This is a genomic window from Roseovarius sp. MMSF_3359 (assembly GCF_030733385.1).
Taxonomy (GTDB): Bacteria; Pseudomonadota; Alphaproteobacteria; order Rhodobacterales; family Rhodobacteraceae; genus Roseovarius.
Map to the genome: position 1 here is coordinate 17,703 of NZ_JASHJC010000001.1, position 11,310 is coordinate 29,012.

The 11,310-nt window shown below is 62.9% G+C and carries 11 protein-coding genes; 10 read left to right on the top strand and 1 reads right to left on the bottom strand.

Annotation, left to right across the window (positions count from 1 at the left end; genetic code table 11):
- The first annotated feature begins 78 nt into the window (after positions 1–78).
- The 3 genes from RBB29_RS00080 (at position 79) to RBB29_RS00090 (ending at position 2,696) form a co-directional block, all read left to right on the top strand.
- Complete coding sequence (locus RBB29_RS00080) at positions 79–1,299, top strand: phenylacetate--CoA ligase family protein (protein ID WP_306113113.1); 1,221 nt, start codon at positions 79–81, stop codon at positions 1,297–1,299.
- A gap of 21 nt (positions 1,300–1,320) precedes the next feature.
- The gene (locus RBB29_RS00085; RefSeq protein WP_306113114.1) at positions 1,321–1,974 is read left to right on the top strand and encodes a hypothetical protein; all 654 of its coding nucleotides are present in this window, start codon (positions 1,321–1,323) and stop codon (positions 1,972–1,974) included.
- 101 nt (positions 1,975–2,075) lie between these two features.
- Positions 2,076–2,696, top strand: coding sequence for a hypothetical protein (locus RBB29_RS00090; RefSeq protein WP_306113115.1), 621 nt, complete (start codon positions 2,076–2,078; stop codon positions 2,694–2,696).
- A 30-nt stretch (positions 2,697–2,726) separates the two neighbouring features.
- On the opposite strand, the gene RBB29_RS00095 is transcribed toward RBB29_RS00090, so the two are convergent.
- Positions 2,727–3,971 carry an FAD-binding oxidoreductase gene (locus RBB29_RS00095; protein WP_306113116.1) on the bottom strand — a complete coding sequence of 415 codons (1,245 nt, stop codon included), beginning with the start codon at positions 3,969–3,971 and terminating at the stop codon, positions 2,727–2,729.
- 212 nt (positions 3,972–4,183) lie between these two features.
- On the opposite strand from RBB29_RS00095, the gene RBB29_RS00100 reads away from it, so the two are divergent.
- From RBB29_RS00100 to RBB29_RS00130, 7 genes are all read left to right on the top strand, one after another.
- Positions 4,184–4,438, top strand: a complete 255-nt coding sequence (locus tag RBB29_RS00100) for a DUF6522 family protein (RefSeq protein ID WP_306113117.1) — start codon at positions 4,184–4,186, stop codon at positions 4,436–4,438.
- Positions 4,439–4,472: 34 nt separating this feature from the next.
- Positions 4,473–5,633: an NnrS family protein gene (locus RBB29_RS00105; protein ID WP_306121080.1), complete on the top strand. Its 1,161-nt coding sequence runs from the start codon at positions 4,473–4,475 to the stop codon at positions 5,631–5,633.
- Positions 5,634–5,771: 138 nt separating this feature from the next.
- Positions 5,772–6,722 (top strand): ABC transporter substrate-binding protein, encoded by a 951-nt coding sequence (locus tag RBB29_RS00110; RefSeq protein WP_306113119.1) that lies wholly within the window; start codon positions 5,772–5,774, stop codon positions 6,720–6,722.
- 130 nt (positions 6,723–6,852) lie between these two features.
- On the top strand, positions 6,853–7,917 hold the full coding sequence (locus RBB29_RS00115; RefSeq protein WP_306113120.1) for a glycine betaine/L-proline ABC transporter ATP-binding protein: 1,065 nt from the start codon (positions 6,853–6,855) through the stop codon (positions 7,915–7,917).
- Positions 7,914–9,983 carry a proline/glycine betaine ABC transporter permease gene (locus RBB29_RS00120; protein WP_306113121.1) on the top strand — a complete coding sequence of 690 codons (2,070 nt, stop codon included), beginning with the start codon at positions 7,914–7,916 and terminating at the stop codon, positions 9,981–9,983. Before RBB29_RS00115 ends, RBB29_RS00120 begins: the two co-directional genes overlap by 4 nt.
- Positions 9,984–10,003: 20 nt before the next feature.
- Positions 10,004–10,882, top strand: a complete 879-nt coding sequence (locus RBB29_RS00125) for a DMT family transporter (RefSeq protein WP_306121081.1) — start codon at positions 10,004–10,006, stop codon at positions 10,880–10,882.
- Positions 10,883–11,014: 132 nt separating this feature from the next.
- Entirely contained in the window at positions 11,015–11,266 is a 252-nt protein-coding gene (locus RBB29_RS00130) for a hypothetical protein (RefSeq protein ID WP_306113123.1), read from the top strand.
- Positions 11,267–11,310: the final 44 nt, after the last annotated feature.

The following is an 11,310-nucleotide window of genomic DNA, read 5'->3' on the forward strand; positions in this document are numbered from 1 at the left end:
GCAATTTACTGCCCGAGCCGGTGACCCAAATCAACATGTCAACCTGTCGCGCCCCCGCAGACAGGCAAAGGATGGCCGATGTCCCAGTATTTTGATGATCTAGAAACCCGCAGCGCCGATGCCCGTGCCGACGCGATTGCCCAGGATTTGCCCGCGCAGATCATACGCGCGCAGGGCCTTTCCGGCTATGGTCAGACGCTCGCAGACGTCTCGCCCGACAGCATCCGAAGCATCGAAGACCTGGCGGCGCTGCCGGTCTTGCGCAAATCTGATATGGGTCGCGCGCAAGGTGAAGCTGCGCCTTTCGGTGGGCTGACCACGCGACCGGCGAATGGGTTTGCGCATGTGTTTCAATCGCCGGGGCCGATCTACGAGCCGGGTGGGGACAGTCATGACTGGTGGCGGATGGGGCGCTTCCTGCATGCCTGCGGCGTGGGGGCGGACGATATCGTGCAGAATTGCTTTGGCTATCACCTGACCCCGGCGGGCATGATCTTTGAAAACGGCGCGCGGGCGGTTGGGGCGACGGTTTTGCCCGCGGGTACCGGTCAGACCGAGCTTCAGGTGCGCGCCGCGGCGGATATCGGCTCGACCGCCTATGCCGGGACGCCCGATTACCTCAAGATCATCCTCGACAAGGCGGATGAGATGGGTGTGACGCTCAACATCACCAAGGCGGCGGTCGGGGGCGGCGCGCTCTTCCCGTCACTGCGTCAGGAATATGCCGATCGCGGCATCTCTTGCCTGCAAAGTTATGCCACCGCCGATCTGGGCAACATCGCCTACGAATCCCCCGCGATGGAAGGCTTGATCGTCGATGAGGGCGTGATCGTCGAGATCGTAACCCCCGGCACCGGCGATCCGGTCGCGCCCGGCGAGGTGGGCGAGGTCGTTGTCACGACGCTGAACCCGGATTACCCGCTCATCCGTTTCGCCACCGGCGACCTCAGCGCGCTGATGGAAGGCGACAGCCCTTGCGGCCGCACCAACCTGCGCATCAAGGGCTGGATGGGTCGCGCCGACCAGACCACCAAAATCAAGGGCATGTTCGTTCGCCCCGAGCAAGTCGCGGCGCTGGTTGCCCGCCATGACGAAGTGACCCGCGCACGCGTCATCGCCAGCCGCGAGGGCGAATCCGACGTGATGACCGTACAGATCGAAGCCGATGGCGGCGCGCCGGAAGGCTATGCCAAATCGGTCGTCGAGGCGCTGAAGCTCAAGGGCCGGATCGAGGTCGTTGCGCGCGGCAGCCTTCCCAACGACGGCAAAGTGATAGAAGATCAACGCAGCTACGATTGACGAACCAGTCCGGGAGGGATCATGCGGGTCGTGTCGTTCATCGCGGGCCTGCTCATGGCCCTGCCGGTTCAGGCGGCGGATGTTGCGCTGATCCTCGGGGATATCGGCCAGGTCGAGACGATGCGCGCCGAGACCACCGTGACCGCCACCGATTTTGCCATACCTCTGCGCGAGGCCGGGTTCGAGATCATCCAACCCAGAAACCGCAGTTCCGGCAACATGCGTCTGGCAGCGCGGCGTCTGGAGACATTGCTTGAAACATCCGGTGTGGATCGCCTTGTGATCGTTGCCATGGGGCCGGTCGCGCACTCCGCGCGCGAGGCATGGGTTCTCTCGAACGGGGCGACGGGGGCGTCATCGCTCAATGTCGGTGTCACGGGCGTCCCCGTTGGGGCGCTGTCGGACATGGCTGCCGCAGCACAAGGTTCCGCGGTCCTCCTGATTGCGCCCGGCCGCCGGTTCGAGGCCCTGGGCATCGGCGTGCAGCCGGGTCTGGGAGAGCTGAAGCTCAGAGAGGGCGTGGCATATGTCATCGGCCCGCCCGCATCGCTGGTCGCTGTCCTTCAAGACGGGCTCTTGCAGCAAGGACGCAGTTACGACGCGATGGCAACGACCGCGCCGGAGGGCGTCGAGTTTCTTGGCGATCTGCCTTCCGGTGCGGGGCTGATGGACTGATTGCAAGTTGCACCCTCGTGCGCCGCCGCAGGGATACCGGCGCTGCCTTGACCGGCTTCGGCACGCGACCTAGAAGACGCATAAACTACCGGAGATTTCCCATGTTCAAGAATGTGCTTATCGTGCCGCTCATCGCGGCCCTGGCCGGGTGCGTTTCATCGACGGCGGATCAAGCTGCCAAAACGCCGAGCTTTGCGGATGAAGAAAGCGCCACGGTCCTGATGACGGTTGGCGAAGGATGGGCCTTCCAATCCGGGCAGGCCTTTGCCGTCCTTTCCGGCGCAGGTGAAAGCTACACGCTGCGCTCGATGACGGACCGTCGCGGTGGCCCCGGAAGTGCTGACCTCGTCGTCGGAAAGAACAAGGCCTATGAACTGAATGCGATTTCCGTCAAGCCCGGCGCCTATGCGATCACCAACTGGGGCTTCAGAATGCGGCGGGGCAGGGCAACCGACCGCCAGACCAAGAGCGTCAATCTGGCGGCGGGCGAGGTTTACTACCTTGGATCTTTCTATGCCAATAACTTCACCCAAACGACCAAGATCTATGACCGTTGGGGTGCAGAACAGGCGAATTACCTGTCGAAATTCCCGGAGTTGAACGGCAAGCCGGTCAAGAACGTCTCGGGTACCCTGAACACGCCATGTTGGAAGATGGATGTCACCGATGAGCTGGCTAAGGGATCGCCCGTGATACAGAAAACGCTCAAAGGGTGCCGCTGATCCGCTTGTAGGCGGCACGGCCCTTAGGAGTCAGAACCTCCGATTGGCGTCATAAGGTGCCATGTCAATGTTCGGGCGCCTTCCGTCGATCATGTCGGCGACAAGCCTGCCGGTTTTCGGGCCTGCGGTCAGGCCGATATGCTGATGCCCGAAGGCCGCGTGAACGCCGGTCTGACCAATTTCGCCGACCAAGGGCAGGCTGTCGGGGGTCGATGGCCTGAAGCCCAGCCATTCCTCGGCGCTGTCAAAGGTGAGGTCGGGACAGGACCGCCCTAGGTGGTATCGGATCAGCTCAAGCGGTTTGCGCGACGGGCCTTTCTCGATGCTGCCAAGCTCGACCGTTCCGGCGCAGCGCAGCCCGTCATTCATCGGTGTGAAGCCAAATTTCCCGGTTGTGATCATGATGGGATTATTGGGCATCTGCGAGGGGTTCTTGAGATGAAGGTGATGGCCCCGCTCGGCCTCCATCGACACCTTCAGCCCCAGTTTGCGCATCAGCGGTTTTGACCAGATGCCCGCCGCCAGCACCGCATGATCGCAGGGCAGGCTTCCTTGCGTGGTCTCGACACTGGTGATGCGACCGCCGGTCAGGGTCATGTCCCTGACCTCCGCCTGCCGGAATGCGCCGCCCTCTTCGATCAACACTTGTGTCAGCGCCTCAACATAGCCCCCGGGGTTGAGGATATGGCCATGACCCCGCGTCACGGCCAGGCATTTGATCCGTGGGCCGAGGATCGGTTCGGCGTCCTGCACGGCGGGGCCTTCGATCAACTCCGGAGCCATGCCTGCCTCGCGCCGGAAGTTCCAGCCATAGCTGTCGGCCTCGAACGCCGCCCGGGTCTCATAGGCATAGCTGAAATCGCTGAGCGCCACGAAATCCGCCGCACTGGTGCCGCGCGTCAGCGCCTGATGCTGGCTCAGGCTGTCGGTCACCATCGGGATCAGCCCGTCGATCATCTTGCGTGCGCGGTCTTCGGTCGCGTGGGACATGAACTTGACCAACCAGGGCATCAGGCGCGGCGCGTAGCTCCATTGCAGAAAAAGCGGTGATTTCGGATCGAGCAGGTATTTCAGCCCGGTCTTCATCAGGCCTGGCGTATTTACCGGGATGATCGCCCATTGCGCCAGCAACCCGGCATTACCGAAGGACGCCCCCGCGCCGGGCCCATCCTTGTCCAGCAGCGTGACCTCATGCCCGGCCCGACGCAGCCAGATGGCGGTGGAAACGCCGTTGATGCCAGCCCCGATGACGACGATCTTCTGCGGATTGGGCATTGCGGGGCTTTCGTGGTTGGCAAGTGATCGCGATCACCTAATCCCAGGTGGTTCATGGACGCAAGCATCGCCGTGGTCGCGGCCAAGGGTCGCAAATTGATTTTGGTCATTTATGGCGATCATCGGGTGGCGTATTGCCGGATCATGGACCGCGTAGGAACCAACATGCCATCAGTCTTGTACCGTCGTCGCACCGGACCGGGGCGGGCGACATGAAGCTCGACGTATCGGGAGACAAGATAACGGTCGATGCCGGCGACCTGGCACCGTTGATCGGGTGCGCGCCGGCAGAGGTTCCGCAGTTGATGCGCGAGGGCCGGATTACCAGCACATTCGAGAAGGGTGAAGGGGAGGACGCGGGCCGTTTTCGCGTCACCTTCCGTTTCGGAACAACTAAGGTGCGGTTTACCTGTGCGGAGGACGGCAGCGTTCTGTCCCACATCCGCACCCAGGTGGCAGATGGCTGACGGTCGGACCTCCGCAGCAGGGGCGCGCGGCCGCGTGGTATTTCTTTCGTTCGGTTTTCGACCATTCTTCCTGCTGGGGGCGCTCTGGGCGGCGCTGGCGATGGTGCTGTGGGTCGGCATGTTGGCCGGGCGCATCACGCTGCCGATGGTCTTCGCGCCGGTGGATTGGCATGCACATGCGTTCATCTTCGGCTATCTGGGGGCCGTCGTTTCCGGATTTCTCCTGACCGCGGTGCCCAATTGGACCGGCCGCCCGCCGCTTGCGGGGTGGCATCTGGGCCTGATGGTGCTGCTTTGGGTCGCGGGGCGCGCCGCGGTCTCCTTTTCGGCGCTTCTGCCGTTTTGGTTTGTCGTTCTGGTCGACCTGTCGTCGCTTGTCATGCTGGTTACGATCGTGACCCGAGAGATCGTCACCGCCGGAAACTGGCGCAACCTCGTGGTCGTGGGGATGTTGCTGATGCTCATCGCCGGGGCCGGGCTTTTTCACTGGCAGGCGGCGCAGGGTGAGGCTGCCGCGCGCAGCGAAGGTTTTCGCCTGATGCTCGCGGCAGCGGTGATGATGATAAGCCTGATCGGCGGGCGGATCATCCCGACCTTTACCCGCAACTGGCTAGAGAAAACGGGAAAGGTGGCGCGCCCGGCACCTCCGATGATGCTCTTTGACAAGCTCGCCCTTGCAGTCACTCTTGCGGCACTTATCGCCTGGGTGCTGGCACCGTGGTCGGCGGTGACAGGTCCGGCACTGATCGTAATGGGGGTCGTGCAGGCCATTCGCCTCTCTCGTTGGTGCGGGCTGCACGGGGCGTCTGAGCCACTGATCTGGTCCCTGCATGCGGGGTATGGCTTTGTCCCCCTCGGGGCGGTGATCCTGGGGCTGGCACTGCTTTGGCCGGATCGGATCGACCCGGCGAGCGGTCAACATCTTTGGATGGCTGGTGCTATCGGGGTGATGACACTGGCCGTCATGACGCGCGCCACGTTGGGCCATACCGGCCAGGCACTCACCGCCGGGCCGGGGACCACGGTGCTCTATGTTGCGTTGATCGCCGCGGTTCTGTTGCGGCTGATCGCGGGCTTCAGCCCGGGCATTGCCCAGGACTTGCACATGTTGTCCGGTGGGCTCTGGTGCCTCGGTTTTCTGGGCTTTTCGCTTGCCTACGGGCGCCTGCTGGTTGGGTCTGGTTCGCCTCGCTAAGGCAGCACCTGTTTGATTTTCCGCAAGGGTTTTGCCAGACTGCGCGTCGCGGCGGCGTTCGTGACCAAATCTGTTGCGCTTCGCGCGCTAAGGTTATATTGACTCACCAGTCAATAAAAACACCAGGGAGAAACCAATATGAAATCGACAAGTTTGGCTGTGGCGCTCGCCTGCGCAGCAGGAATGGCCAATGCGGCTGATATGGGGGCGGTGGACGAGCCGATCAAGCTGGCCGTCAACGAATGGACCGGACAGCATGTCAGCACCCACATCGCGGGTGAGATGCTCAAGAAAGCGGGCTATCAGGTCGAGTACGTGACCGCCGGTTACATGAACATGTACCAGGCCATGGCCGATGGTGAGATCCACGGCGCGATGGAAATCTGGTCATCTAACGTGAGCGACGAATACGCCAAGCAGGTCGAGGCCGGTGGCGTGACCGAGCTGGGTGATCTGGGCCTCGATGCCAAGGAGGGTATCGCATACCCCGCCCATGTCGAAGAGATGTGCCCGGGTCTGCCCGCCTGGGAGGCGCTGAAAGACTGCGCGCAGAACTTCGCCACCGCCGAGACGTTGCCCGCGGGCCGTCTGGTCGATTACCCGGCGGATTGGGGAACGCCCGGCGCGGACCGCATGACCGGTCTGGAACTGCCGTTCAAGGCCGTGCCTGCGGGGTCCGAAGGGGCGTTGATTGCCGAGTTGCGCGCGTCGACCGACAAGAAATCGCCGCTGCTCATCACCTTCTGGCAACCGCATTGGGCGATGTCGGCCTATGACGTGAAATTCGTGGACCTGCCCGTGGGCGAGGCCGCCTGTTTCGAAGATCCGGCATGGGGCCCGAACCCGAATGCGGTCAATGACTGCGATTTCGCGCCTTCGCGCATCTTCAAAGCGTCCTGGTCGGGTATGGCCGACAAATGGCCGGCCGCTGCGGAAATCCTGACCAATTACCAGCTTTCGGTCGAGGATCAGCAGCCCCTGATGGGCAAGGTCGATGTTGACGGCATGTCTGTCGAGGATGCCGTGGCCGAATGGATGGCGGCCAATGAAGCAACATGGAAACCCGTCGTCGACGCGGCCACCAACTAAAACTGAAAAAGACCCGCGCCCCGGCCACCGTGCCGGGGCCTCCGCGTGATGGCAGGAGGCCCCGGATCAGGTCCGGGGCGCGTGTCATGCGCGTGGGCGGTTTCGCCCGCAACCAGGAATGGGGAACCTGATGACGACAGAAACCGCCGATATTCAACCCGCCATCTCCTGCCGGAATGTCTGGCAGGTCTTTGGCCAGGGCGCGAAGCAGAAACTGGCCGACGCCTTGGCGAGCACCGGCGGTGACAGTGATGCCGCTGCCCGTATTCTGCGCGATCAGGGGCTGATCCCCGCCGTGCAGGATGCGACTTTTGATGTCCATCCCGGCGAGCTTTTTGTCATCATGGGCCTGTCGGGTTCGGGCAAGTCCACGATCGTCCGCTGCATCTCGCAGCTTTTGCAGGCGACCGGCGGTGAAATCCTGATTGAGGGCGAAAACCTTGTCGACGCCTCCAAGGCCCGGCTGATCGAGCTCAGACGCCGCAAGCTCGGCATGGTGTTCCAGCATTTCGGCCTTTTCCCGCATATGACCGTGACCGAAAACGTCGCCTTCCCGCTCAAGATGCAGGGACAGAACAAAGCTGACCGAACCAAACGTGCGCTTGAGGTGATCGACCTCGTGGGCCTCAAGGGCCGCGAGGACAGTTTCCCGCGCGAAATGTCCGGCGGGCAGCGACAGCGCGTCGGTATTGCCCGCTCGCTCGCCGTGAACCCCGATATCTGGTTCCTGGACGAGCCGTTTTCCGCGCTTGATCCCCTCATCCGGCGGCAATTGCAGGACGAGTTCATCAACATTCAGGCAACGTTGCAAAAATCCATCGTCTTCATCACCCATGACATTGCCGAGGCGCTCAAGATCGCCGACCGGATCGCCATTATGCGCGACGGCAAGATCGTGCAGATCGGCACACCCACGGAAATCGTCCTAAAACCGGTCGATGACTACGTGGCCGAGTTTTCCAAGGACGTGGTCAAGGGGCGGCACGCTAAAGTGGCATCGGTCATGCGCGCCAGCACCGCCGATGACAAGACGCCCGACGATCCCGGCCTGCGGCAGAACATGACGCTTGAAGCGGCGCTTGCCAAATGCATCTCGCTCTATGACCCGGTGCCTGTCTGGGGCGATGACGGCAAGATGATCGGCGTGGTCGATCCCGCCGCCCTGGCCGCCGCCTTGCAGGCCGAAGAGGCATGATGGCCGATAGCGACATGCCCGCCAGCCGCGGCGGTATCGCGCTCAGCACCGGGGCCATCGCGGCGCTGATCGCGCTCATCACCGGGGCCATCTGCATCGCGCTGGAGCCTGTTGCGCCCTGGCTGGTGAAATTCCCCGATGCCTGGACCCTGCCCGCGGCGGAATGGATCGGCGCGGGGCTGTCGTGGTTTCTTGACCTCATCAAACCGGCGATGCGGGGCATCTCCGCGCTGCTGGCCTACCCGATGGCCTGGGCCAATACGCTTTTCACCGGGATGCCCTGGCCGCTCCTGATCGGGCTGGTGACGGCGGTCGGGTGGTTCATCGGCGGGTTCTGGATGGCGGCGCTGGGTTTTGTCGGGCTCGGCTTCGTGCTCTCCACGGGATACTGGCTCGAAGGGATGGCGACGCTGGCGCTGGTGGCGGTGTCGGTTCCCCTGGCCCTGCTAAGCGGCGGGTTGATCGGCATTCTGGCCAATGAGTTCCCCCGCTTCAAGTCCGCGATCCAGACTGTGCTCGACGTGATGCAGACGGTGCCGACATTCGCCTATCTGACGCCGCTTCTGTTCCTCTTTGGCTTCGGTCCGGTGGTCGGTCTGATCGCCAGCGCGATCTATGCAGCACCACCCATGGCGCGCAATGTGATCCTGGGGCTGGAGCGGGTCGAGAGCGACATCAAGGAAGCCGCGATCATGTCCGGCGGCACCCGGTTGCAGCAACTTTTCCTGATCGAAATCCCCTCCGCCAAGACGCAGATCATGGTCGGTGTGAATCAGTGCCTGATGGCCGCACTGTCGATGGTCATCATCGCCGCCGTCATTGGCGGGTTCAAGGATATCGGCTGGGAAGTGCTCCTGACCATGCGCAAGGCCTATTTCGGGCCAAGCCTGATGGCGGGCATGGTGATCGTGATCTTCGCGATGATCATCGACCGCTACAGTAGCAAACTGGCCTCCGACCGGGTGCGGTATAGCCTGCGCGTCGCGGTCGCGATTGCCATGACCGGCGTCATCTTGTCCGTGGCCACCTGGCGGTCGCTGCCCGATCCGTCCGAGATCGCGTTGCTGGATCCGGTGTCGAACTGGCTCGATACCGGTCTGACCGCCTTCCTCAAGGACAACGGCGCGGGGCTCGACGGGCTGAAAAACGGTGCGATGTTCTATGGCCTCCTGCCGCTCAAAATTGGCCTCGACGGCGCGGTGCTCCCCTTTACCTGGGGCTTTGCCTGGACCAAGGGCATGAGCGTTGCGCTTTACGCGGTGGCTGCGGCGGTTGGCCTGCTTCTGGCGATGCGCGGGCGCGCGACGCTCGGGATCACGTTGGTGATCCTTGTCGGCATTGTCGAGACCGGCGTGGCCGAGCTTCCCTGGCCCTTCGTGCTGGTGGGCGCAGGCGCCATCGGCTGGGTGTCGGGCGGGCGCAAACTCGCGATTTTCGCCGTCGTGATGCTGGCGTTGATCCTCTTCAGCGGGCTCTGGGAACGCGCGATGCTCTCGCTTTACATGTCGGGCGCATCGGTCCTGACCTGCGCGGTAGTGGGCGGCGCGATCGGCCTGCTCTGCGCGGTGAGCCCTCTGGCCTGGCGCTTTGTTCTGCCCATTTGCGACATGCTGCAAACCATCCCGCTTTTCGTCTTCCTGATCCCGGTCCTGATGTTCTTCCAGATCGGCGAATTCTCGGCCTTCCTGGCCATCTGCCTTTACGCGATCGTGCCGATGATCCGTTATACCCGCCATGGGCTTATCAACACACCCGATGAGATGATCGAAGCCGCCGTGTCGTCGGGCGCAACGGAATGGCAGACCATGGTTGAGGTACGCGCGCCCTATGCGGCGCCGACCATCCTTCTGGGGCTGAACCAGACGATCCTCTACGCCTTTGCCATGCTCGTGATCGCCGCCCTAATCGGCACCACAGGTCTTGGACAGTCGATCTATGGCGCGTTGGCGCAGGCCGATGTGGGCCTCGGTATCGCTTCGGGTGCCGCCATGGCCATCCTTGCGCTCGTCGCGGACCGGCTGGTGCAGGGCTTCGCGGAAGAGCGCAGGCAGGCGCTCGGCCTATGATGACACTAGCTGAAAGGCCGATGACACCCGTGGTCCTGGCCTTTCTGTCGGCGGCGCTTTGGGGCATCTGGTGGATTCCGATCCGATATCTGGGAACATTGGGCATGGACGGCGCCTGGGGCGGCGTAGCGATGAACGGGGGCGCGGCGCTCTTTGCGGTCCTCTGGGTGGTGGTTACACGTGTTTCCTTCCGGCTTGGCCTCAACGGCATTCTGGGCGCGGCCCTCGTCGGCGTGGCTGTATCGACCTATTCGGTGGCGATCACCATGTCGGATGTGGTCCGCGTGATCCTCCTCTTCTACCTTGCCCCGGGATGGAGCAAGATTATCGAATGGGCCTTTATGGGCCGTGGATGGCATTGGACATCGACCCTGACCATTGCGGCCTCCTTGCTGGGGGCCTGGCTTGTCCTCGGCGGGGATCTGAGCCTTTCCGGGCTGGGCATCGGCGATTTTCTGGCGGTCCTTTCCGGGATGGCCTGGGCCGGGGGGGCGGCGCTCATTTTCGCCGGTGGGCGTTCATCGGCGGCCTCCCTGACACTGGTCACCTGCCTGTGCGCCACGGCCATCGGCGTGGGGTTCATTCTGCTGGGCAAAGGCACGGTGTTCTCTGGACAGGCGACCTTGATCGGGTCAGGCGTCGGCGCGGTCGCCGGGCTGGTCTATGTGATGCCGATCATGGTCTTGACGCTTTGGAGCGCGCAACGCCTGCCGCCTGCCACGATCTCCTTTCTGCTCACCGCTGAAATCCTGTCCGGCGTTCTGTCGGGGGTCCTTCTGCTCGATGAACCCTTCGGCGCGATGCAGGCGGGCGGCGCTCTGCTGATCCTGCTGGCCGCCGCCGCGGAAGTGCTGAAGGGAATCGGCGGGAAAAACAAGCCGGTCTGCAGGCAGGGGTGACCACCCTCCGCAACGGCTTTCATGCAACTGACACATAAGTGGTCTTTAGTGTGCGTCGGGCCTTGCCTCCCGCGAGTCCGAGCTTGACGCGGTTGGTGGTCCGGTACAGTGAGTTCATGATGGTGGAAGAGGATGAAAGACGTCGCGTGGCCGCGTTCCCGCCCGGGCCTGAATGTGAAACCTCTTTCCGTCGCAGTATGGTTCCTGTTGCTGCTGATCTGGGTTTACTGCGTCTACAAGATATATTTTGAAATAGGCTTCATGACGCCGCGCGTTGCATTCAAGGCAAACATCACCCTGGTCTTCATGCCGGTGTTTCTGGTGGCACTTGCCATGAGGGGCCTGCGCCAGACGACCGGACCCGGTGCTTGCGGCAAGAATTGACCACCCGGCCTGCATGCCTTGGCAAGTAGCGGTCCGAAGGGGCT

Coding starts and splice junctions, on each gene's coding strand:
- RBB29_RS00130 (WP_306113123.1), top strand. CDS start 11,015: ATGAAAGACGTCGCGTGGCCGCGTTCCCGCCCGGGCCTGAATGTGAAA.
- RBB29_RS00095 (WP_306113116.1), bottom strand. CDS start 3,971: ATGCCCAATCCGCAGAAGATCGTCGTCATCGGGGCTGGCATCAACGGC.
- RBB29_RS00090 (WP_306113115.1), top strand. CDS start 2,076: ATGTTCAAGAATGTGCTTATCGTGCCGCTCATCGCGGCCCTGGCCGGG.
- RBB29_RS00115 (WP_306113120.1), top strand. CDS start 6,853: ATGACGACAGAAACCGCCGATATTCAACCCGCCATCTCCTGCCGGAAT.
- RBB29_RS00100 (WP_306113117.1), top strand. CDS start 4,184: ATGAAGCTCGACGTATCGGGAGACAAGATAACGGTCGATGCCGGCGAC.
- RBB29_RS00120 (WP_306113121.1), top strand. CDS start 7,914: ATGATGGCCGATAGCGACATGCCCGCCAGCCGCGGCGGTATCGCGCTC.
- RBB29_RS00125 (WP_306121081.1), top strand. CDS start 10,004: ATGACACCCGTGGTCCTGGCCTTTCTGTCGGCGGCGCTTTGGGGCATC.
- RBB29_RS00080 (WP_306113113.1), top strand. CDS start 79: ATGTCCCAGTATTTTGATGATCTAGAAACCCGCAGCGCCGATGCCCGT.
- RBB29_RS00085 (WP_306113114.1), top strand. CDS start 1,321: ATGCGGGTCGTGTCGTTCATCGCGGGCCTGCTCATGGCCCTGCCGGTT.
- RBB29_RS00110 (WP_306113119.1), top strand. CDS start 5,772: ATGAAATCGACAAGTTTGGCTGTGGCGCTCGCCTGCGCAGCAGGAATG.